Raw genomic sequence first — 23039 nt, forward strand, 5'->3', positions numbered from 1 at the left:
CTGCTGAATCGTTGTCCCCGATATGATCTTGACACTCTCGGCATGGGGAGTTCGCCGCTCTGAGGGGATGCATTGTCGTCACCGAACGCAGTGTCAGCATCGAGGACAGAGTCACCGTCGAACGCGAGCGATCGCGAACTATTGGCCGCGCACGCCGCGGGCGCACCGCACGCCTTCGCCGAACTGTTCCGCCGCCATCGCGACCACCTCTACCAAACCGCGCTACGCGCCTCCTACAGTCCCGAGGACGCCGCCGACTCGCTCCAGGACGCCCTGCTGTCCGCGCATCGCGGCGCGGCCGGATTCCGCGGCGACGCCGAGGTCCGCAGCTGGATGCACCGCATCGTGGTCAACGCCTGCCTGGACCGCATCCGCCGCAACAAACTGCGCCGCACCGAACCGCTGTCCGAGGACACCGCCGACGAGCCCGCCTGTCCGCGAGACGATTTCGCGGCCCTGGAGGCCAGCCTGCTGGTCGACGCGGCACTGTTCACGCTGCCCGCCGATCAGCGCACCGCACTGGTCACGGTGGAACTCGAGGGCTACTCCATCGCGGATGCCGCTGCCCTGCTGGGCATCCCGGAGGGCACGGTCAAGAGCCGCTGCGCCCGCGGCCGCCGTAGGCTCGAGATGAAACTTCGCGAATAGGACGTTTGCACCCCGACACAGCCGGGCAATGAACACCTGAATTCCGCTCGAACACCGCACTATTGGGGGAACCTTGTACGGTTCCCGTACGTCCGATACGAAGACAGGTCTGTGATTCCCACTCGACGCCCTGGAGGGGCAATGGAGGAAACCTTCTCCACCGAGCTGCTGGCCGATCTGCACGGCGGCAGCCTGCCGCCGGAGCAGTCCGCACGGCTCTGGCCCGCGGTCCGGCGCGACCCGGAGGCCATGCGCTACCTCAACGCCCTCGACGGCATCGACGACCGGCTGCGCGAACTCGGACGCGACGAGAACATCACCCGCCCCATCCCCACCGACGTGGCCGACCGCTTGGAACGCATGATCGACGACCTCGCGGCAGCGGACACCCCTATCCCCACCGCACCCATGCCGGTCCTCGACGGCTCCATCTTCGCCACCGGTCGCCTCGACCCCCGCGAACTCGAGGAACCGCTCCTCCCGCCGGACCTGGACGAGGACGAGACCGAGCCCGCCGAGTTCACCGAACGCCCGTCCCGCCGCCTGCGCTGGCTCACCGCCGCCGCGGCCGCCGCCGCCCTGGCCGCGGGCGCCGTCGTCGCCGTGGACGCCCTGAGCACCCGCCCGACCACCCCGGCCGCCCAGCCCACCGACGACGAACTGGACCCCGCCCTCTCACCCGGCGTCGTCCTGACCGCCATGGGCCGCCACGACATCACCGGCCCCCTGGCCGCGGGTACCGCCCTCACCGACTGCCTACGCGCCGCCGATCTGGACCGCCAGGTCCTCGGCAGCCGCAGCGTCGTGTTCTCCGGCACCCCGGGTGTCCTGGTCCTGCTCCAAGGCCCGAAAGCGCCACAGATCACTGCGGCCGTGCTCGGAACGAATTGCACGCCTGGCCATCCGCAGGTCCTCGGCCGCACCGATATCGGCTAGCCCGGCCACGAACCCGCCGCAGCGAGCGGAGGCAATCAAGCGCGGGAATGTGAGCGTTTAGGCTGTTGTTGACCGGTTCGCTCACGCTCGAGCGATCGAGATTCTGTACTACAGCTTCGGAGGGCCATCTTGAGCACGCCTGTTCGCGACCTGATCATCGTCGGCTCCGGCCCGGCCGGCTACACCGCCGCGGTGTACGCCGCTCGCGCGGAACTGGAACCGCTGCTGTTCGAGGGCACCCAGTTCGGCGGCGCGCTCATGACCACCACCGAGGTCGAGAACTTCCCCGGCTTCCGCGAGGGCATCATGGGCCCCGATCTGATGGAGGAGATGCGGGAGCAGGCCAAGCGCTTCGGCACCGACATCCGCACCGAGGACGTGGACGCCCTCGATCTGACCGGTCCGGTCAAGAAGGTGACCGTCGGCGGCGAGGTGTACGAGGCGCACGCCGTGATCCTCGCCATGGGTTCGGCGGCCCGCTACCTCAATGTCCCGGGCGAGCAGGAGCTGCTCGGCCGCGGCGTCAGCGCCTGCGCCACCTGTGACGGCTTCTTTTTCAAGGGCCAGGACATCGTGGTGGTCGGCGGCGGCGACTCGGCGATGGAGGAGGCGACCTTCCTCACCAAGTTCGCCAGCTCGGTGACCATCATCCACCGCCGCGAGGAGTTCCGCGCCTCCCGGATCATGCTGGAGCGGGCCAAGAACAACGACAAGATCCGCTTCATCCTGAACTCGGAAGTCGCTGCGGTGCACGGTGATTCGAGCGTCACCAGCCTGACCCTGCGCGACACCCGCACCGGTGAGACCTCCGAGCTGGCCGCCACCGGCCTGTTCGTCGCCATCGGCCACGACCCGCGCAGCGAACTGGTGCGCGGCCAGGTCGATCTGGACGACGAGGGCTACGTCCTGGTCCAGGGCCAGAGCACCTACACCTCGGTGCCGGGCGTCTTCGCCGCCGGCGACCTGGTGGACCACACCTACCGGCAGGCCATCACCGCCGCCGGCACCGGCTGCCGCGCGGCCATCGACGCCGAGCGCTGGCTCGCCGACCAGGGTGACATCACCAGCAACACCCTCGATCACGCCGGTCAGCCGGTGGAAGTGAACAACTAAGGAGTTTGGCAATGTCCGACGCCAAGACCGGTGCCACCAAGACGGTGACCGACGCCACCTTCGCCGACGAAGTACTGCTCAGCGAGAAGCCCGTGCTCGTCGACTTCTGGGCGGCCTGGTGCGGCCCGTGCAAGATGGTCGCCCCCGTGCTGGAGGAGATCGCCGCCAACACGGACAAGATCACCATCGCCAAGCTCGACGCCGACAACAACCCGGAGACCTCGAAGCACTACGGGATCCTGTCGTTGCCTACCATGGTCCTGTTCCAAGGGGGCAAGGAAACCAAGCGGATCGTCGGAGCAAAGGGCAAAGCCGCCCTCTTGCGCGAACTCGAAGAAGTTCTTTAGCGACGCTGGATAGAATTTCGGCGCCAGCGGGGGCCTACGTGGTTGCACAGGCAAGCGCGGAGAGGCGGAGCGACGCCTACGGCCCCTGACGCTGGCGCCGGGGTTAGTATCCCTGCACTCGACAGTTGCCGAAATTCGGTCCGGGTCTGAAACAATCGTTCGACGCTCCGGTCGCGCGGTGGTGTGAACCACCGCGCGAATGGGTACCCGGGTTGGCGGAAGGAAAGGGCTCTCACGCATGCACCGACTTCGTCACGGCGATACAGGACCAGCCGTAGCAGAGGTTCGGAGCACCCTGGCAAGCCTCGGGTTCCTGCACACTCATCCCACCAGCGATCCGGCGGGTCTGGACGGGGAGTACTGGAAGGACGCCGACGCCACCTTCGACCATGATCTGGACTCCGCAGTCCGCGCTTTTCAGCAGTACCGCGGTCTCCTGGTCGATGGCGTGGTCGGCCCGGCCACCTACCGTGCGCTGAAGGAGGCCTCGTACCGCCTCGGCGCCCGTACGCTCATCTACCAGCTCTCCGCCCCGCTCTACGGCGACGATGTCGCCACCCTGCAGCGTCGGCTGCAGGATCTCGGCTTCTATGTGGGCCGGGTCGACGGGTACTTCGGCCCGCACACCCACGATGCGCTCACCGCGTTCCAGCGCGAGATCGGGCTCTCGTCGGACGGCATCTGCGGTCCGGACACGCTGCGCTCGCTGGATCTGCTGGGCGCCCGCGTCACCGGCGGCAATCCGCATCGGATCGCCGAGGAAGAGGTGGTACACCGGGCCGGGCCGCAGCTCACCGGCAAGCGCATCGTCATCGATCCGGGCCTGGGTGGGCCGGACAAGGGTTCGCCGGTGCCGACCGAATTCGGTGACGTCTACGAATCGGAGATCCTCTGGGATCTGGCCAGCCGGCTCGAAGGCCGCATGGCGGCAACGGGTATGGAGACCTTCCTGTCGCGGCCGTGGGGGGCCAACCCCTCCGATGCCGAGCGGGCGGAGACCTCCAACACCTTCGACGCCGACCTGATGATCTCGCTGCGCTGCGCCAGCAGTGACAACGATTCCGCCAGCGGCGTGGCCAGCTTCCACTTCGGCAACTCGCACGGGTCGACGTCGATGATCGGTCAAGTGCTGGCCGGGTTCATCCAGCGCGAGATCGTGGCCCGCACCTCGCTGCAGGACTGCCGGACCCACGCCCGCACCTGGGACCTGCTGCGCCTCACCAAGATGCCGACCGTGCAGGTCGACATCGGCTATCTCACCAGTGATTACGACGCGACGGTGCTGACCAACCCGCGCATGCGCGACGTCATCGCCGAGGCCATCCTGATCTCGGTGAAGCGGCTGTACCTGCTGGGCCAGGACGACCAGCCCACCGGGACTTACACATTCGCCGAACTGCTCGCCGAAGAGTTGGCGGCCGCAGACCGGCTGTAATGTTTCACATGAAACAACCCCGCCTCCCGAACTTCCGGGAGGCGGGGTTTTCGTTGCGGCGGAGCCGGACGGGGGAGTGGTCAGCGGGTGGAGATGCGGGTCGGCATGGTGAGCGCCGCCGCCGCGAGGAGCTGATCGAGCGCGCGCTCGACGTCTTCCTTCCACAGGTGCTCGTGATCCAATTCCAGCCGCAGGCGCGGGAACCGGTAATGCGAGGCGACCACCTTGAAACCCACGTCCTCCAGGAAGTCCGCCTCGATCATGCAGTTCTCGGGGGAGCACCCCGAGGGCGACGGTGCGGGGGAGCGCAGCGGCGAACCGATCCGCTCGCGCAACGACATGGAACCGACGGCGGGCATGGAACTGGTCGGCGGATCCTTGCGAATGCCGAACGCCTCGATGGCCCGCACACCGCGGCGCACCAGATCGCCCACCACGGCCTGGATCAGCTGCTGACCAACCTGCTCCCCTTGGAACGGGATTTCGGCGCTCAGCGTGGTCAGCAGCACTGCATCCGGGCTCACCGGGGACGTGGGGAAGAGACCCGCGCGGGGCACCGCACTCGGGGGCGCGTAGATGGCGCAGCCGGCCGGTTTGTCCTCGATGACGGCGACCTGGCCGCACAACCCCCACTGCAACATCACGGTCGAGAGCCAGGCCTCCTTTTCGAAGACCGGGTCACTGAAGCTATGGGAATCCGCCGCCACCGCCGGATCGATCTCCCAGAACACGCATCGCCGCGCATGCACCGGGAGTTTGTCGAGTCCGCCGAGGGTAAGTGCGGTCACGCTGGTCGACACTGCTCTGCTCAGCCTCCAGCTGTCTGATTCATCCACACTCACGCCGCATCACACAGTGCTCGCCAGCAAGAATAAGCGATCAACGCTTTACGCCTCTCCAGGGCCGTAAACCCGAACGTCACAGTGACGTTTCCACTGTGACCTCCGGGATGGGCCCTCCTTAGGGCCTGGACTGCTCCATCATGCTGACAATCCGCTCCAGATCGTCGATGGAGCCGAATTCGACAGTGATCTTTCCCTTGCGCTTGCCGAGACTGACCGTGACGCGCGTGTCGAACGACTCCGACAACCGCTCCGCCACATCCTGCAGACCCGGCATCTGAATCGGCTTCCGCTTCGGCGCCGGGGGAGCGGCGGCATCCGGATTCCGGTTCGCCAGCGTCACCGCTTCCTCGGTGGCCCGGACCGACATGCCCTCGGCGACGATCCGCGCGGCCAACGCCTCCTGCGCATCGGCACCCGCCTCCAGCGCCAGCAGAGCGCGCGCGTGGCCGGCGGACAAGACGTTCGCGGCCACCCGGCGCTGCACCGGAATCGGAAGCTTCAGCAGCCGAATCATATTCGTCACCACCGGACGCGAACGGCCGATCCGCGAAGCCAGTTCTTCGTGGGTGACGCCGAACTCCTCCAGCAACTGCTGATAGGCGGCCGCCTCCTCGAGCGGGTTCAGCTGCACGCGATGGATGTTCTCCAGCAACGCATCCCGCAGCATGGAGTCGTCCGCGGTCTCGCGCACGATGGCGGGGATGGCCTCCAGCCCCGCCTCCTGGCTGGCCCGCCAACGCCGCTCACCCATGATGAGCTGATAGCGGGGGACCGGCCCCGACTCGACCTGACGCACCACGATGGGCTGCATCAGACCGAATTCCTTGATGGAGTGCACCAGTTCGGCCAGCGCCTCTTCTTCGAAGACGGAGCGCGGCTGCTTCGGATTGGGCTCGATCTGCTGCGGCGGGATCTCCCGGTACACCGCGCCCGGGTCCGCGCCGTCGGCCGCCTCGACCGGATCGGGGACCCGATGCAGGTGCGCCGACGCGGGTTGCGGCCCACTCGGATCGACGCCGATGACGACATTGGCCGCGGCACTGCCGAGCCCGCCCGGTGTGGTGGCCGGTCCGGTCGGAATCAATGCCGCGAGGCCGCGCCCCAGTCCACCCTTCTTCGCCTGACTCATCGGCCTACCGACCCCTTCCATTGTTCACCGTCACCGCCACCGAGATTTCTATCTACACACCGGATTGTGCGTCCGAAGCGGGCACCGGCGCGGCTTGGCGCGCCGAGTTCCGCGACGCGATCTCACGACCGGCGTCGAGGTAGCTCATCGCACCCCGCGAGCCCGGATCGTAATCGAGGACGGTCATGCCGTACCCGGGAGCCTCCGACACCTTCACGCTGCGGGGAATGACCGAGCGCAGCACCGCGTCACCGAAGTGCGAGCGGACTTCCTCGGCCACCTGATCGGCGAGCTTGGTGCGGCCGTCGTACATGGTGAGCACGACGGTGGAGACATGCAGTCCGGGATTCAGGTGCGCCTGAACCAGACCGATATTGCGGAGCAGCTGACCCACGCCCTCGAGTGCGTAGTACTCGCACTGGATGGGGATCAACACCTCCTTGGCGGCGACCATGGCATTGACGGTGAGCAGACCCAGCGATGGCGGGCAGTCGATCATCACGTAGTCGATGTCGTACCCGGCGAGGTTCGCTTCCTGGATGGCGGCCTTGAGGCGACCCTCGCGGGCGACCATGGAGACGAGTTCGATCTCGGCGCCGGCGAGGTCGATGGTGGCGGGGATGCAGAGCAGTCGTTCATTGTGCGGGCTCTGCTGGATGGCGTCGCTGACCGAGCACTCGCCGATGAGGAGTTCATAGCTGGACGGGGTGCCCGACTGGTGGGGGATGCCGAGCGCGGTGCTGGCATTGCCCTGCGGGTCGAGGTCGATGACGAGCACCCGCATGCCCTGGATGGCGAGCGCGGCAGCCAGATTCACGGCCGTGGTGGTCTTGCCCACGCCGCCCTTCTGATTGGCGATGGTGATGACGCGCTGTTCTTTGGGACGTGGAATGTGGGCATTGGTTCCCGACAGCACCTGGCTGGCGCGCTGCGCCTCGGCGGCAATCGGGGTGTCGGCGGAGATGTTGCCGTAGGGGGTGCGGCTGAACTCGTCCGTATCGAAGGGACCGCTATCGAGCATGCCGGGAACCCGAGACGCTGTTTCCCGTGAAACATTCGCCGGACCGTTGGACATACAGGCTCCTAACCCCGAGAACTCAAAGACACGTGGCCGAGCTGAAATTCGCGCGCCTGGCAGCAGCAGCCGCGTCACTGCGTTGTCACTGAGGGCTGGCTGGAATCGGCTGGAAGTCGTTGATCGCTCGACGTTCATTAGCTTGCCAGTAGAGGACACAATACGGAAGTTGAACGCACAGCTTCGCACCACGACACACCCCGAGGCGACTCAAAGATCGCAAAGGGGTGCATGTTTCACGGGAAACATCGCTTCGTCAGTGACGCTTCGAGGGCGGGGTCCCACGACCCCCGGCTTTGCGCTCCGCACTCGCCGCTTTGCGCTCCGCACTGCCTGCCTTGCGCTCCGCGCGACGCTCGGCGCGAGCCAGCCGCTCCGCGCTGATAACGAAGGTGGGCGTCTCGAGCACTCCCACACCGCATTCCAGAACTTCGGCGTGACCCGCGCCCGCCTTGGTGAGCTCGTCGCGATCGCGCTCGAGTTCCTCGGCGGCGCTGATTCCCTTGAGGGCCAACATCCGTCCGTGCTCGTGCACCAGCGGCATGGACCATCCGGCGAGCTTCGCCAGGGGAGCGACCGCACGGGAGGTGACGATGTCCGCGCCGCCCGCTTCCTTCTTCACGCCCGCCTGCTCGGCCCGGCCGCGCACGATGACGATATTGTCCAGACCCGCTTCGGCGGCGAACTCGGCGAGGAAGACGGTCCGGCGAAGCAGCGGCTCCACCAAGGTGATCCGGAGATCGGGCCGCGCGATGGCGAGCGGGATGCCGGGCAGCCCCGCGCCGCTGCCGATGTCGACCACGCGCGCGCCGGGTGCGATGAGGTCACCGATCACCGCGCAGTTGAGGATGTGGCGATCCCAGAGCCGGGGAACCTCGCGGGGGCCGATCAGTCCGCGCTCCACACCCGCGGTCGCGAGCGCGGTGTAGTACTGCCGGGCCTTATCGAGCCGATCGCCGAAAACGATCGCGGCGGCGGCCGGGGGATCGACCGGACCCGGAGCGGTCATCTCGGTGTCTGGTTCCACGTGAAACATCCTTCCGGGGGGACGACTGTAGCTAAAAGAGTAGGGCCCCTGGGTTTCCGAAACCCGGGGGCCCTACCGCTGCGATCCGCGTGTCAGGCGGGGAGTACCACCACGTGACGATTCGGCTCGACACCCTCGCTCTCGCTCACGACACCGTCGATCGCGGCCACGGCGTCGTGCACGATCTTGCGCTCGAACGGAGTCATGGGGGACAGCGCCTCGCGCTCGCCGGATTCCAGCACGCGCTTGCCGGCCTCGGTGCCGAGCGCGCTCAGCTCCGAACGACGCGCGGCCCGCCAGCCCGCCACATCCAGCATGAGCCGGCTGCGGATGCCGGTCGCCTGCTGCACGGCCAGCCGGGTCAGCTCCTGGAGCGCGTCCAGCACCTCACCGCGGCGGCCCACCAGCTTCGCCAGATCCTTGCCGCCGTCGATGCTCACGATGGCGCGGTCGCCCTCGACATCGAGGTCGATATCGCCGTCGAAGTCGAGGACATCCAGCAACTGCTCGAGGTAGTCGCCGGCGATCTCGCCCTCTTCGATGAGCGCTTCCTCGGAGTCGCTCGCGGCGCCCGGTGCGGCCGTCGCTGACGTCACAGTGGGATCCCCTCCGTCGGTTTCAACAGTCATGGTTGTTTCCTTCATCTGGAGTTGCAAGTCTCAGCGACGCCGCTTCTGGTTGGCGCGACCACGGTTGCCCGACCGCTTCTTTCCGGTGGTGGGCTTGGCGCCGGCGGCCGGCTTGGCGGGCGCGGGGTTCACACCATTCTGCGACTCGTCGCCGGCGGCGTCGGTGACGGCGTCCTCGATCTTGGTGCTCGACTGCTTCTTGCGGACGTCGACCGGCTTCGCGCCCGGCTTCGGGGCGTTCTGGGCGCGGCGCTCGAGAGCGGCCTGCTTCTTCTCCTCTTCCTCTTTTTCGATCTTGCCGAAAACGAGGTGCTGCTGACCGTAGGTCCAGATGTTGTTGGAGACCCAGTAGATCAGGATGGCGACGGGCAGGAACGGACCACCGACGAGCACGCCGAGCGGGAACACGTACAGCGCCAGCTTGTTCATCATGGCGGCCTGCGGGTTGGCCGCGGCCTCCGCCGACTGCCGGGCCACCGAGGCGCGGGCGTTCATGTGGGTCGCGACACCGGCGATCACCATGAGCGGAATAGAGACCAGCGCGATGGCCAGCTTGGTCGGCACGCCGCCGTAATCGGCGAAGGACTCCAGCACCTTCGCCGGCTCGGTGATGTACGCCGAGAGGGGAGCGCCGAAGAGCCGTGCGGTCAGGAAGGACTGGACGTCACCCGCGGAGAAGATGTAGTTCGGGGTGTGGGCGTTGTCGTAGGGCGACATGCCCAGCTGCCCGATCCCGGTGCCGGTGCGGTTGAACGACCGCAGCACGTGGAACAGACCCAGGAACACCGGAACCTGCAGCAGCACCGGCAGACAGCCCATGAGCGGGTTGAAGCCGTGTTCCTTCTGCAGCTTCTGCATCTCGACCGTCATCTGCTGACGGTCGTTCTTGTACTTCTTCTGCAGCTCCTTGATCTGGGGCTGCAGCTCCTGCATCTGCCGGGTGGTGCGGACCTGCTTCACGAACGGCTTGTAGAGCACCAGCCGCAACGTGAACACCAGGAACACCACGGCCAGGGCCCAGGCGAATCCGCTGTTCTTGCCCAGCACATACCCGAATGCCTGGTGCCAGAACCACAGAATGGCCGACACCGGGTAATAGATGAAGTCGAGCACGGCGCTATGCACTCCCGTCGTTCGTGTGGCCGGTCACCGCAGGCGATGATCGTTCTGAAGCTGATGCCGCGTGCCGGTGCTTGCGCTCCGGCACGGGGTCCCACCCACCAGGGTGCCAGGGCGCACATTTCGCCAAACGGACGGCTGCCAGTCCGAGTCCGACGAACAGTCCGCGGGTGCGCAACGCCGTCACCGCGTACTCACTGCACGTGGGAGTGAAGCGGCACACCGGCATGCGGGTGGGGGAGATGTAGGTCCGATACAGCTCGATGAGGAATATCAGAGCTTTGGCCGGGAACCGGGCAGCCGCGCGCAAGGCGTTCATGAGAATGAGCCGAGCTTGCGCAGCCCACTGTGCAATTGGCGCAGCAGTTCTTCCGAAGGCGCGTCGGCGGCACCAGGCAGGGCGCGAATGACAACATCTGCGCCGCCGGGCAATTCGGCCGTCAGGCTTGCGCAGATATGACGCAGGCGGCGGGCCACCCGGTGGCGTACCACCGCCGGACCCACCGCCTTGCTGACAATCAAGCCGAAACGCGGACCGCCCACCTGGATGTCCGGGGTCGATCCGCTGGCTTGATCGTCGTGTAGCAGTACATGCACAACGAGGTCCCGTCTCCCGATCCGCCGGCCCTGGCGCACCGTCCGGGAAAAGTCGGTGCGCCGGTGCAGCCGGTAGGGCTCAGGCAGCACCTGAGCGTCCAGCGGAGTGCGGGCGGATGGGGGACCGGAGACCGGACGGCGAGTCGCTCATACGACGCCGCATCCGGGGTTACCGAATCAGGCGGTCAGCTTGGCGCGGCCCTTGCCACGACGAGCCGACACGATGGCGCGACCCGCACGGGTCCGCATCCGGAGACGGAAGCCGTGGACGCGCGCCCGACGACGGTTGTTCGGCTGGAACGTCCGCTTGCCCTTGGCCACGGTCAACACTCCTCTAGGTGGTGGACGTCCGGTGACGCCCGAAGCTGTTCGGTGAAACGGTGCTCTCGACGGACGGGAGTCCCTCGGCGCAATACCCTTGTCGGCACGGGCAGCAGACAGCCGCCACCGCACCATAGGGTGACTGTAGAAGGGTACTTACCCCCTGGACGAGGGTCAAACTCGGGGGTCGAGGCCCGATTTCGCGGGACTGGATCGATCGTTCCGCGTGGCGTTCGGTGAGGGTTCGTGTCGGAACGCCGGTGTCGTGTACGGTCCTTCCCAGTCCCTTCCGGTGACCGCGGATGGCCTCGTCCTCCGCCCCGCGAGCGGTATTGCCAGCTGGTAGCTGTGAAGCCGCAGGTACGCGCCGGATCCGAGGAATCAGACACGCGGACACGTGTATCCCCAGGTTGTCCACATCTGTGGATAATTGTGTGGAAATACCCCTGGAGTGGCATATTCGTAGGGCCGACGGTACCCGCCGACGCCCGGTGACTGGGGGAGCCGAGCAGCGCAACCGTCTGCTCCTATCGACCTACATCCGGGGAGGACTGCGTTCGTGGACGACGAGCAGAATGTGCTGACGGCTGTCTGGCCGGAGGTGATCGCCGAATTGGCGAGTGGCTCCGCGGATGGGGAGATCCAGCCGGTCAGCAAGGCTCACAAGGCGTGGCTGAACACTATCGAACCGATCACCTTCGCGCAGGGGTTCGCCCTGCTCTCGGTGCCCGGCACGATGGCGCAGGTGACGGTCGAACGCGACTTGCGGGAACTCATCCTGCGCTCGCTCGCCCGCCGCGGACTTCAGGTCGAGGGCCTGGGCGTGCGCATCCGCGCGCAGCAGAATCCGCCCGCCGGACGGTCCGCGAACGCACCCCGGCACGCCCGCATGACCTCCCGCCCGGAGCGCCCCCGCGAGCCCGAACCGACGCCCCCGGCGTACGCGCCCGAGCCGCCGATGGCCGAGCGTCCACAGCCCTCGTACCAGTCCCAGCCGGAGTACGCGCCGCGCTACCTACCTCCCCAGGACTACCCGGGCGAGTACGACGAGCGCGAGGCTTATCCACCTGTGGAATACGGGCAGCCGCCGATGGCGGAGGAGTTGCCGCCCGTCACCGCCGACCGTCCGGCCGCGCCCGAGCGGCCGTTGCCGGGTGGTGAACCGGCCGGCGCGCCCCTGGGTCAGCGGCCGGACCGGCGGCGGGACAACCATCGCGGCGCGCCCATGCCGCCGGGACAGGAGTCGCTGTTCTCCTCGGACCCCGAGGACGAACCGGTCCGGTCCGCACCGCTGCGGTACACCGAGGAGCCCGCGCCCCAGCGGTACACCGAGGAGTCCGCGCCGCAGCGCTACGCGGATGAACCCGCGCCCCAGCGTTACGCCGACGAGCCTTCCCCGCAGCGCTACGCGGACGAGCCCGCGCAGCAACGGTATTCCGACGAACCCGCGCAGCAGCGCTATGCCGACGAACCCGCGCAGCAGCGCTATGCCGACGAACCCGCGCAGCAGCGCTATGCCGACGAACCCGCCCCGCAGCGCTATGCCGACGAACCGGCGGTCCGCTACGAGGAGCCCGCGCCGCGCTACTCCGAGGAGCCGCCCGCGCGCCGTCCCGTGGACGAGCCGCGCGACGACGAGCCGGTGGTCAATGTCCGCAATTCGTGGCCGACCTACTTCAACCGGCCGCCCGAGCGAGAGCCGGCGCCCGCGCCGTCCTCGGCCAGCCTGAACGCGAAGTACACCTTCGACACCTTCGTCATCGGCGCGTCCAACCGCTTCGCGCACGCCGCGGCGGTGGCCATCGCGGAGGCGCCGGCGCGCGCCTACAACCCGCTGTTCGTTTGGGGCGCTTCGGGTTTGGGCAAGACGCACCTGTTGCATGCGGCGGGGCACTACGCGCAGCGGCTGTTCCCGGGCATGCGGGTGAAGTACGTGTCCACCGAGGAATTCACGAACGACTTCATCAACTCGCTGCGTGACGACCGGAAGGTGGCGTTCAAGCGCCGCTACCGGGAGACCGACATCCTGCTGGTGGACGACATCCAGTTCATCGAGGGCAAGGAAGGCATCCAGGAGGAGTTCTTCCACACCTTCAACACCCTGCACAACGCGAACAAGCAGATCGTGGTGTCCTCCGACCGGCCGCCGAAGCAGTTGGCGACCCTGGAGGAGCGGCTGCGGACGCGGTTCGAGTGGGGCCTGATCACCGATGTGCAGCCGCCGGAGCTGGAAACCCGCATCGCGATCCTGCGCAAGAAGGCGCGCATGGACCGCCTGGACGTTCCGCACGACGTGCTCGAACTGATCGCCAGCCGAGTGGAGCGCAATATCCGGGAGCTGGAGGGCGCGCTGATCCGTGTCACCGCGTTCGCGTCGCTGAACGGACAGCCGCTGGATCTGTCACTGGCCGAGGTGGTGCTGCGGGATCTGATGCCCGACACCGCGACGCTGGAGATCACGGCGGCCACGATCATGGCCGTGACCGCGGAGTACTTCAACACCACGCTCGAAGAGCTCACCGGTCCGGGTAAGGCGCGGCCGCTGGCGCAGGCCCGGCAGATCGCCATGTACCTGTGCCGTGAACTCACCGACCTGTCCCTGCCGAAGATCGGCCAGGCCTTCGGTCGCGACCACACCACGGTCATGTACGCGGAGAAGAAAGTGCGCAAGGAGATGACCGAGCGGCGCCGTGTGTACGACCAGGTTCAAGAACTCACAGCCCGAATTAAACAGCGTTCGCGCTGATCCACAGTCCACAGGACCCCACGTCTTCTGACGTGGGGTTCTTTGCTTTCCGGGGTTGTGGATTCCTCGAGGAGTCCTCGAGGAAAGGGTGTGGAGTCCTCGAGGAATCCCACTGTTGTCCACGGGGTTGCGCACAGGTCGCCACTCACAGTGGTGCACAGGTGTCGATCCACAGATCCCACAGGTGAATTCATCCTCGAGGGCTGAGCTGCGCGGATGGGGTTTTCGGCTTGTGGATTCCTCGAGGAGTCCCTGTCAGGTCCTCGAGGAATCCACGGGGTAGTCCCCGGTTCCATCCTCATGTGGGTATCCCGGCCCGATTCGGGGGAGCAACTCGAGGATCACTCGAGGATGGCTGGGGAGTTCCCGGGTGACTCCACAAGCACCGGCTGTTCATCCTCGAGCCACCCCAACGACATCCCCACGCCGCCGCCCGGTCGGACCTGCGGAAACAGGCGAAGTCCACAGAACTAACAGGACCTACTACTACTTCAGTTCTTCATCTAGAGAAGGTTCTTCTAAAACAGGGTGTGTGGAAACTCGGGTTGGGAGGGCACGGTGCGATGGGCAGCTCCTCCACACCCGATCGGGAGGCAAGGAGGAGAAGGGAGGGGACCGGTCCGCAGCGGAAGGCTCGATGGGGTCGGGCCAAAGCCTCGGTGGGTCGGCGTAGGCGGGTCGGTCTCGCGCAGGTACGGTTTGGTGTCGGCCCCGTGTGCAAGACTGCCGATTACCGTTTCGAGATCCGAACGACCCCCAGTGGAGAGGACAGACCGGGCGATGGAGCTTGCAAGCATGAAGTTTCGGGTCGCCCGCGAGGACTTCGCCGAATCCGTAGCCTGGGTGGCCCGCAGCCTGCCGTCGCGGCCTCCGGTGCCCGTGCTCGGTGGCGTACTCCTCGTGGCTGACGAGGACGGCCTGACGGTCTCCGGTTTCGATTACGAGGTCTCCGCGCAGATGCGGGTGGCCGCCGAGGTCGCCGGTCCGGGCCAGGTGCTGGTGTCGGGCCGCCTGCTGGCCGATATCACCAAGGCGCTGTCGAACAAGCCGGTGGACGTGTCGGTGGACGGCACCCGCGTGCTGATCGCCTGTGGCAGTGCCAAGTTCTCGCTGCCGACCATGCCCGTCGAGGACTATCCCCAGCTTCCCGAGCTCCCGCCGCAGACCGGTGAGCTCGCCGTGGATCTGTTCTCCGAGGCCGTCTCCCAGGTGGCCGTGGCCGCCGGCCGTGACGACACCCTCCCCATGCTCACCGGCATCCGTGTGGAGATCGAGGGCCCGAAGGTGGTCCTGGCCGCCACCGACCGTTTCCGGCTCGCTGTGCGCGAACTGGAGTGGCAGCCGGGCCGTGCGGATGTGGAGACCGCGGTCCTGGTCCCGGCTCGCACCCTGTCCGAGTCCGCGAAGACCCTCGGCGCCTCCGATCAGCCGGTGCAGCTGGCGTTCGGCACCGGCACCGACGGCCTGCTGGGCATCGTGAACGGCGGCCGCCGCACCACCACGCGCCTGCTCGACGCGGAATTCCCCAAGTTCCGCCAGTTGCTCCCCAAGGAGCACACCTCGCTCGCGACCATCGCGGTGAGCGCGCTGACCGAGGCCATCAAGCGTGTGGCCCTGGTGGCCGAGCGCGGCGCCCAGGTGCGGCTGGAGTTCTCCGAGGAGGGCCTGCTGCTCTCCGCCGGTGGCGACGACGCGGGTCGCGCCGAGGAATGGCTGGTCGCCGATTTCCGCGGTGAGCCGCTGACCATCGCCTTCAACCCCGGCTACCTGCTCGACGGCCTCTCCGCCGCGCATTCGGACCGGGTGACCTTCGGCTTCACCACGCCCAGCCGCCCGGCGGTGTTCCTGCCCGCGCCGGAGGAGGAGCCCGCGCAGCTGGAGTCGGGCGCCTTCGCGGCGCTGGCCGGAAGCTACATCTACCTGTTGATGCCGGTGCGGCTGCCGGGCTGAGCAGGTTTGGCGACCCATCGCTTCGGAGCGAACGACACACCTGTGCACAGTGTTGACAAACCTGTGAAAAACGCGGGGACGGTGGACTGACCGGATGTACGTGCGTGCGCTGTCACTGCGCGATTTCCGGTCCTGGGAGGCCGCCGAACTCGAACTTTCGCCCGGTGGAACGGTTTTCCTGGGGTCCAACGGGAACGGCAAGACCAACCTGATCGAGGCCATCGGATATTTGTCCACACTCGGCTCACATCGGGTGTCGGCCGATGCTCCGCTCATCCGGATCGGCGCGCAGAAGGCCCGGATCGGCGCGACGGTGGTGAACACCGGCCGCGAGCTGCGGGTGGACATCGAGCTGAATCTGGGCGCGGCCAATCGTGCCCAGATCAATCGCTCCCCGGTGCGGCGGCCGCGGGAGATCCTGGGGATTCTGCAGACGGTGTTGTTCGCTCCCGAGGATCTGTCGCTGGTGCGCGGGGATCCGGGGGAGCGGCGGCGGTTCCTGGACGAGCTGGCCACGGCCCGGCTGCCGCGCCTGGCCGGGGTGCGCGCGGATTACGAGAAGGTGCTGCGGCAGCGGTCGGCCCTGTTGAAAACGGCTGGGCGCAATGCCCGTTCGGGGGCGCGGGGCGCGGAGATGAGCACCCTCGACGTGTGGGACGGGCATCTGGCGGCGCACGGCGCGGTGCTGCTCGCGCATCGGCTGCGACTTGTCCACGACCTTTATCCACATCTTGCACAGGCTTATTCAGATATCGCGCCCGAGTCCCGGCCCGCGTCGATCGGCTATCGCAGTGCGAGTCTGCCGCCGGAGTTCCTGGATTCCGCGCGTTCTCCACAGGACGATGACGAGGAGGTGCTCGAGGCGATCCTGTTGCGGGAGTTGGCCGCCGCGCGTTCCAAGGAGCTGGAGCGCGGGGTGTGCCTGGTCGGTCCGCACCGTGACGAGCTGGATCTGATGCTGGGGTCCGCGCCGGCCAAGGGTTTCGCCAGTCACGGTGAGTCCTGGTCCTTCGCACTGGCTTTGCGGCTCGGGGCGTTCGAATTGTTGCGGTCCGCGGGAACCGATCCGGTGCTGATCCTCGATGACGTCTTCGCCGAACTGGATCGTCGCCGTCGCAGCGCGCTGGCGCGGGTGGCCGCGGGCGCGGAGCAGGTGTTGATCACCGCGGCGGTGCCGGAGGATGTTCCGCCCGAACTCGATGCCGCGCCGCGGCGCGTGGAGACGACCGGGGAGGCGGATCGGCGAGCCTCCCGGATCGCGGAGTGAGGTTGTCCGCGTGCGTCGGCGGCGGGAATCGCCGAGTCGTCGGTGGCATGCGGCAGAATCACGTGACGAACCGAGGGTGATCATCCGGATTCCCAGGTGTGGAAGGAGTTGTGGATGGCCGAGTCGCCGGAAACCGACGACCACACCCCGCGCGCGGGTGCGACCGGACCGGGCGTCGAACCGGAGTTGCGCGGAGTCGATCTGGCTCGGCGCGCGCTCGAGGAGGCCCGGGCCGCGGCCCGCGCTGCCGGGAAGTCGGTGGGGCAGGGGCGGGCTTCGCCGGCCGCGCCGCGCAAGGGTGGTATCCGGGCCCTGCGGGGGGGCCGCAGAAGCTGGTCGGGCGCGGGCCCCGACGATCGGGATCCGCAGGCGTTCGCCGCGCTGGCGATGCAGTTGGCGAAGGGGCGCGGCTGGTCGGCCAAGGTCGCCGAGGGCACGGTGTTCGGCCGCTGGGCGGCCGTGGTGGGGGAGGACATCGCCTCCCATGCCCAGCCGATCTCGCTGGAGAACGGCGTGTTGAGCATTCAGGCCGAGTCCACGGCGTGGGCGACCCAGCTGCGCATGTTCCAGTCCCAGATCCTGGCGAAGATCGCGGCCGCGGTCGGGAACGGCGTGGTCAAGCAGCTCAAGATCAATGGCCCGACCGCGCCGAGTTGGCGCAAGGGCGAGCGGCACATCAAGGGCCGCGGTCCGCGCGACACCTACGGGTAGGCCGCTGTCACCGGGGTTCGGGCCGCGAATCCCGGCGTCCACGCGCTGGTTTCACGTGGAACGTTCGGAGATCACGACGAACCCTCGCGCAAACGCCCGCGTGTCCCCTGGCGCATCGACCGCTGAGGCTCCCGGAACCGCCCGGACCCATAACGGGTCATATCGCTGGTCGATTTCATGACCGTACGGCCCACTCAGGGGTGTCATAGGTGGGTTCTCTGTCGGTCGTACCAGTAGGATGGGGGAGTAACTAGCGGCGATACCTCCCGGCGCGTTCCGTAGCGCCCGCGCGTGGGCCCCCGTAACTCTCGAGCAGACAGTGTTCCGGAGCTCGGGCAGACAGTGTCTGTGGGCCTCACGCGTGCGACCGCACTGTGCCGGGAGGATCAGCAAGTAAGGAGAGCTACCGACCAGTGGCTGCCATGGACTCCAACGCAGACGGCTCGACCCAGCCCAAGTCAGGCAAGCCGACGTCGTACGGTGCCGACTCCATCACCGTCCTCGAGGGCCTCGAGGCGGTTCGCAAGCGCCCCGGTATGTACATCGGTTCCACCGGTGAGCGCGGCCTGCACCACCTGATCTGGGAGGTCGTCGACAACTCGGTCGACGAGGCGATGGCCGGGTACGCCTCGCGGGTCGATGTCACCCTGCTGGCCGACGGCGCGGTCGAGGTCGTCGACGACGGCCGCGGTATTCCGGTCGCGATGCACGCGCAGGGTGTGCCCACCATCGAGGTGGTCATGACCCAGCTGCACGCCGGTGGCAAGTTCGACGGCGAATCGTATGCGGTGTCGGGTGGTCTGCACGGCGTCGGCATCTCGGTGGTGAACGCGCTGTCCACCCGGCTACAGGCCGACGTGGACACCGACGGCTACCACTGGACGCAGGAGTACAAGGACTCCAAGCCCGGCAAGCTGGTGCAGGGCGCCCCGACCAAGCGCACCGGTACCACCATCCGCTTCTGGCCGGACCCGAACATCTTCGAGACCACCACCTTCAGCTTCGAGACGGTCGCGCGCCGCCTGCAGGAGATGGCGTTCCTGAACAAGGGCCTGACCATCACGCTGACCGATCAGCGGGTGGCCGAGGACGACATCGTCGACGAGGTCGTCAGCGAAACCGCCGAGGCGCCCAAGCATCTCGACGAGAACACGCCGGTCGCCGAGCCCAAGGTGAAGACCCGCACCTACCACTACCCGGGCGGGCTCGAGGACTACGTCAAGCACATCAACCGGACCAAGACGCCGATCCACAACTCGATCGTGGCGTTCACCGGTAAGGGCACCGGCCACGAGGTCGAGGTCGCGATGCAGTGGAACTCGGGTTACTCCGAGTCCGTCCACACCTTCGCCAACACCATCAACACCCATGAGGGCGGTACCCACGAGGAGGGCTTCCGCGCGGCGCTCACCACGGTGGTGAACAAGTACGCGAAGGATAAGAAGCTGCTCAAGGAGAAGGAAGGCAACCTCACCGGTGACGACATCCGTGAGGGTCTCGCCGCCATCGTGAGCGTCAAGATCGCCGATCCGCAGTTCGAGGGCCAGACCAAGACCAAGCTCGGCAACACCGAGGTGAAGTCCTTCGTCCAGCGCACCTGCAACGAGCACATCTCGCACTGGTTCGAGGCGAACCCGGCCGACGCGAAGACGATTGTGCAGAAGGCGGTTTCGTCGGCGCAGGCCCGCGTCGCCGCCCGTAAGGCGCGAGAGCTGGTGCGGCGCAAGTCCGCCACCGATCTGGGCGGCCTGCCGGGCAAGCTGGCCGACTGCCGTTCCAAGGATCCGAGCAAGTCCGAGATCTACATCGTGGAGGGTGACTCCGCCGGCGGCTCGGCCAAGTCGGGTCGTGACTCGATGTACCAGGCGATCCTGCCGCTGCGCGGCAAGATCATCAATGTCGAGAAGGCGCGCATCGACCGCGTGCTGAAGAACACCGAAGTGCAGTCCATCATCACCGCGTTCGGCACCGGTATCCACGACGAGTTCGATATCGCCAAGCTGCGCTATCACAAGATCGTGCTGATGGCCGACGCCGACGTGGACGGCCAGCACATCTCGACCCTGCTGCTCACCCTGCTGTTCCGCTTCATGCGCCCGCTGGTGGAGCACGGTCACGTGTACCTGGCCATGCCGCCGCTGTACAAGCTGAAGTGGCAGCGCTCGGAGCCGGAGTTCGCCTACTCCGACCGCGAGCGCGACGGGCTGCTGGAGCGTGGCCTGGCGGCCGGCAAGAAGATCAACAAGGACGACGGCATCCAGCGCTACAAGGGTCTCGGTGAGATGAACCCGAAGGAGCTGTGGGAGACCACCATGGATCCGAGCGTGCGGGTCCTGCGCCTGGTCACCCTCGATGACGCCGCCGCGGCCGATGAGCTGTTCTCCATCCTGATGGGTGAGGACGTGGAGGCTCGCCGCAGCTTCATCACTCGGAACGCCAAGGACGTCCGGTTCCTCGACGTGTAATTCGCGACGGCAGCGGCCCTTCCGGGTCGCTGCCTGCGCGCCGCGAGGACCACCCACAACTTCTGACGGAGACCAATTCATGACTGAGACTTCGCTTCCGCCTTCGGGTGGCGACCGCATCGAGCCGGTCGACATCCAGCAGGAGATGCAGAACTCCTACATCGACTACGCCATGAGCGTGATCGTGGGCCGTGCGCTGCCGGAGGTGCGCGACGGTATGAAGCCGGTGCACCGGCGCATCCTGTACGCGATGTACGACAACGGGTATCGGCCCGACCGCGGCTATGTGAAGTCCGCGCGCCCGGTCGCCGACACCATGGGTAACTATCACCCGCACGGTGACACGGCCATCTACGACACCCTGGTGCGTATGGCGCAGCCGTGGGCGCTGCGGTATCCGCTGGTCGACGGTCAGGGCAACTTCGGTTCCCGCGGTAATGACGGCGCGGCCGCCATGCGTTACACCGAGTGCCGGCTGACGCCGCTGGCGATGGAGATGCTGCGCGAGATCGACCACGAGACGGTCGATTTCACCCCGAACTACGACGGTAAGACCCAGGAACCGACCGTCCTGCCGAGCCGGGTGCCCGCCCTGCTCATGAACGGTTCCAACGGTATCGCCGTCGGTATGGCGACGAATATCCCGCCGCACAACCTGAACGAGTTGGCCGAGGCCATCTATTGGGCGCTGGATAATCACGACGCCGACGAGGAGGCCACTCTCGCCGCGTGCATCGAGCGGGTGAAGGGTCCGGACTTCCCGACCGCGGGCCTGATCGTGGGTACCCAGGGCATTCACGACGCCTACACCACCGGACGCGGTTCGGTCCGCATGCGCGGCGTCGTGGAGATCGAGGAGGACAGCCGCGGTCGCACCACGATCGTCATCACCGAGCTGCCGTACCAGGTCAACACCGACAACTTCATCAATGCCATCGCGGAACAGGTGAAGGACGGCAAGATCGCGGGTGTCTCCGACATCCACGACGAGTCCTCCGACCGTGTCGGCATGCGCATCGTGGTGACCGTGAAGCGCGACGCCATCGCCAAGGTGGTGCTGAACAACCTCTACAAGCACACCCAGCTGCAGACCTCCTTCGGCTGCAACATGCTGTCGATCGTCGACAAGGTGCCGCGCACGCTGCGTCTGGATCAGATGATCCGGCTGTATGTGAATCACCAGTTGGAAGTCATCGTCCGGCGCACCCGCTACCTGCTGCGCAAGGCGGAGGAGCGGGCTCACATCCTGCGCGGTCTGGTGAAGGCGCTCGATCAGCTGGACGCGGTGATCGCCTTGATCCGTCGTTCGGCCGACACCGAGACCGCTCGCACCGGCCTGATGCAGTTGCTGGAGATCGACGAGATCCAGGCGACCGCCATCCTCGACATGCAGCTGCGCCGCCTGTCGGCTCTGGAGCGGCAGAAGATCCTCGACGAGTTGGCCAAGATCGAGGCCGAGATCGCCGATTTGAACGACATTCTGGCCAAGCCGGAGCGGCAGCGCGCCATCGTCCGTGACGAATTGGCGGAGATCGTCGAGAAGTACGGCGACGACCGGCGCACCAAGATCATCGCGGCCGACGGCGACGTGCAGGACGAGGATCTGATCGCCCGCGAGGACGTGGTCGTGACGATCACCGAGACCGGCTACGCCAAGCGCACCAAGACCGACCTCTACCGTTCGCAGAAGCGCGGCGGCAAGGGCGTGCAGGGCGCGGGTCTCAAGCAGGACGACATCGTCAAGCACTTCTTCGTCACCTCGACCCACGACTGGCTGCTGTTCTTCACCAACAAGGGCCGGGTGTACCGGGCCAAGGCGTACGAGCTGCCCGAGGCCAACCGCACCGCGCGCGGCCAGCACGTGGCGAACCTGCTGGCCTTCCAGCCGGACGAGAAGATCGCCCAGGTCATCCAGCTGAAGTCGTACGAGGACGCGCCGTACCTGGTGCTGGCCACCCGCAAGGGCCTGGTCAAGAAGTCCAAGCTGACCGACTTCGACTCGAACCGGACCGGCGGCATCGTGGCGGTCAATCTGCGCGACGAGGACGAATTGGTCGGCGCGGCACTGTGTTCGGCCGACGACGACCTGCTGCTCGTCTCCGCGCACGGTCAGTCGATCCGCTTCAACGCCAATGACGAGGTGCTGCGCCCGATGGGCCGCGCCACCTCCGGCGTGCAGGGCATGCGCTTCAACGCCGACGACGAACTGTTGTCGCTCAACGTGGTTCGTGACGCGGAGGGCATCTATCTGCTTGTCGCGACGGCGGGCGGGTACTCCAAGCGCACGGCCATCGACGAGTACACCGCGCAGGGTCGTGGCGGCAAGGGTGTGCTGACGATTCAGTACGACGAGAAGCGTGGCAGTCTGGTCGGTGCGCTCATTGTCAATGACGACGACGAGCTGTACGCGATCACCTCCGGCGGCGGTGTCATTCGCACACTGGCGCACCAGGTTCGTAAAGCGGGTCGTCAAACCAAGGGCGTCCGGTTGATGAACCTGGGTGAGGGCGATACTTTGCTCGCGATCGCTAGGAACGCGGATGAGCCCGACCAGGTTGCCGAAGATGACACCAGCGGTTCGGCGAAGCAGTAGTTTCTCCACAGCAGCGGCGGCACAACGGATCGAAGGATTCACCATTGACCACGAATCAGCCGAATGACCAGCGAGGTCACGCCAAC

Annotated in this window: 20 protein-coding genes; 11 read left to right on the forward strand and 9 right to left on the reverse strand. The window is 66.9% G+C overall.

Annotated features, from left to right (window positions below):
- The first annotated feature begins 90 nt into the window (after positions 1-90).
- The 5 genes from sigM (at position 91) to ACFV4K_RS03810 (ending at position 4479) form a co-directional block, all read left to right on the forward strand.
- The gene (gene sigM / locus ACFV4K_RS03790; RefSeq protein ID WP_379102959.1) at positions 91-648 is read left to right on the forward strand and encodes an RNA polymerase sigma factor SigM; all 558 of its coding nucleotides are present in this window, start codon (positions 91-93) and stop codon (positions 646-648) included.
- Positions 649-789: 141 nt separating this feature from the next.
- The gene (locus tag ACFV4K_RS03795) at positions 790-1584 is read left to right on the forward strand and encodes a hypothetical protein (protein WP_379271851.1); all 795 of its coding nucleotides are present in this window, start codon (positions 790-792) and stop codon (positions 1582-1584) included.
- A 129-nt stretch (positions 1585-1713) separates the two neighbouring features.
- A complete protein-coding gene (trxB, locus tag ACFV4K_RS03800; protein ID WP_379271852.1) occupies positions 1714-2697 on the forward strand; it encodes a thioredoxin-disulfide reductase in 984 nt (327 codons plus the stop codon).
- Between the two features lie 11 nt (positions 2698-2708).
- Positions 2709-3044: a thioredoxin gene (gene trxA, locus ACFV4K_RS03805; protein ID WP_357088521.1), complete on the forward strand. Its 336-nt coding sequence runs from the start codon at positions 2709-2711 to the stop codon at positions 3042-3044.
- A 238-nt stretch (positions 3045-3282) separates the two neighbouring features.
- Complete coding sequence (locus tag ACFV4K_RS03810; protein WP_379271853.1) at positions 3283-4479, forward strand: N-acetylmuramoyl-L-alanine amidase; 1197 nt, start codon at positions 3283-3285, stop codon at positions 4477-4479.
- An 80-nt stretch (positions 4480-4559) separates the two neighbouring features.
- On the opposite strand, the gene ACFV4K_RS03815 is transcribed toward ACFV4K_RS03810, so the two are convergent.
- The 9 genes from ACFV4K_RS03815 to rpmH all read right to left on the reverse strand — a co-directional run bounded on the left by ACFV4K_RS03815 (position 4560) and on the right by rpmH (position 11221).
- Complete coding sequence (locus ACFV4K_RS03815; RefSeq protein WP_379271854.1) at positions 4560-5279, reverse strand: GNAT family N-acetyltransferase; 720 nt, start codon at positions 5277-5279, stop codon at positions 4560-4562.
- A 160-nt stretch (positions 5280-5439) separates the two neighbouring features.
- The gene (locus ACFV4K_RS03820; RefSeq protein WP_379271855.1) at positions 5440-6453 is read right to left on the reverse strand and encodes a ParB/RepB/Spo0J family partition protein; all 1014 of its coding nucleotides are present in this window, start codon (positions 6451-6453) and stop codon (positions 5440-5442) included.
- Positions 6454-6505: 52 nt separating this feature from the next.
- Positions 6506-7474: a ParA family protein gene (locus tag ACFV4K_RS03825; RefSeq protein WP_379271856.1), complete on the reverse strand. Its 969-nt coding sequence runs from the start codon at positions 7472-7474 to the stop codon at positions 6506-6508.
- Between the two features lie 310 nt (positions 7475-7784).
- Positions 7785-8564, reverse strand: a complete 780-nt coding sequence (gene rsmG, locus ACFV4K_RS03830) for a 16S rRNA (guanine(527)-N(7))-methyltransferase RsmG (protein ID WP_379102977.1) — start codon at positions 8562-8564, stop codon at positions 7785-7787.
- An 83-nt stretch (positions 8565-8647) separates the two neighbouring features.
- The gene (locus tag ACFV4K_RS03835; RefSeq protein ID WP_379271857.1) at positions 8648-9184 is read right to left on the reverse strand and encodes a protein jag; all 537 of its coding nucleotides are present in this window, start codon (positions 9182-9184) and stop codon (positions 8648-8650) included.
- 30 nt (positions 9185-9214) lie between these two features.
- Positions 9215-10297, reverse strand: a complete 1083-nt coding sequence (yidC, locus tag ACFV4K_RS03840; RefSeq protein ID WP_379271858.1) for a membrane protein insertase YidC — start codon at positions 10295-10297, stop codon at positions 9215-9217.
- 4 nt (positions 10298-10301) lie between these two features.
- Positions 10302-10622: a membrane protein insertion efficiency factor YidD gene (gene yidD, locus ACFV4K_RS03845; protein ID WP_213558660.1), complete on the reverse strand. Its 321-nt coding sequence runs from the start codon at positions 10620-10622 to the stop codon at positions 10302-10304.
- Positions 10619-10990 carry a ribonuclease P protein component gene (gene rnpA, locus ACFV4K_RS03850; protein ID WP_379271859.1) on the reverse strand — a complete coding sequence of 124 codons (372 nt, stop codon included), beginning with the start codon at positions 10988-10990 and terminating at the stop codon, positions 10619-10621. Before rnpA ends, yidD begins: the two co-directional genes overlap by 4 nt.
- A gap of 87 nt (positions 10991-11077) precedes the next feature.
- A complete protein-coding gene (gene rpmH / locus ACFV4K_RS03855; protein ID WP_033085250.1) occupies positions 11078-11221 on the reverse strand; it encodes a 50S ribosomal protein L34 in 144 nt (47 codons plus the stop codon).
- Between the two features lie 601 nt (positions 11222-11822).
- On the opposite strand from rpmH, the gene dnaA reads away from it, so the two are divergent.
- From dnaA to gyrA, 6 genes are all read left to right on the forward strand, one after another.
- Complete coding sequence (dnaA, locus tag ACFV4K_RS03860) at positions 11823-13967, forward strand: chromosomal replication initiator protein DnaA (protein ID WP_379271868.1); 2145 nt, start codon at positions 11823-11825, stop codon at positions 13965-13967.
- A gap of 780 nt (positions 13968-14747) precedes the next feature.
- Positions 14748-15917, forward strand: coding sequence for a DNA polymerase III subunit beta (dnaN, locus tag ACFV4K_RS03865; RefSeq protein WP_357274908.1), 1170 nt, complete (start codon positions 14748-14750; stop codon positions 15915-15917).
- A 94-nt stretch (positions 15918-16011) separates the two neighbouring features.
- Positions 16012-17184 carry a DNA replication/repair protein RecF gene (gene recF / locus ACFV4K_RS03870; RefSeq protein ID WP_379271860.1) on the forward strand — a complete coding sequence of 391 codons (1173 nt, stop codon included), beginning with the start codon at positions 16012-16014 and terminating at the stop codon, positions 17182-17184.
- A 114-nt stretch (positions 17185-17298) separates the two neighbouring features.
- A complete protein-coding gene (locus ACFV4K_RS03875; protein ID WP_379271861.1) occupies positions 17299-17895 on the forward strand; it encodes a DUF721 family protein in 597 nt (198 codons plus the stop codon).
- A 422-nt stretch (positions 17896-18317) separates the two neighbouring features.
- On the forward strand, positions 18318-20360 hold the full coding sequence (gyrB, locus tag ACFV4K_RS03880) for a DNA topoisomerase (ATP-hydrolyzing) subunit B (RefSeq protein ID WP_379271862.1): 2043 nt from the start codon (positions 18318-18320) through the stop codon (positions 20358-20360).
- A gap of 79 nt (positions 20361-20439) precedes the next feature.
- Positions 20440-22953, forward strand: coding sequence for a DNA gyrase subunit A (gene gyrA, locus ACFV4K_RS03885; RefSeq protein WP_379271863.1), 2514 nt, complete (start codon positions 20440-20442; stop codon positions 22951-22953).
- Positions 22954-23039 lie beyond the last annotated feature (86 nt).

Source organism: Nocardia sp. NPDC059764 (genome assembly GCF_042732555.1).
In the GTDB taxonomy this organism is placed as follows: Bacteria; Actinomycetota; Actinomycetes; order Mycobacteriales; family Mycobacteriaceae; genus Nocardia.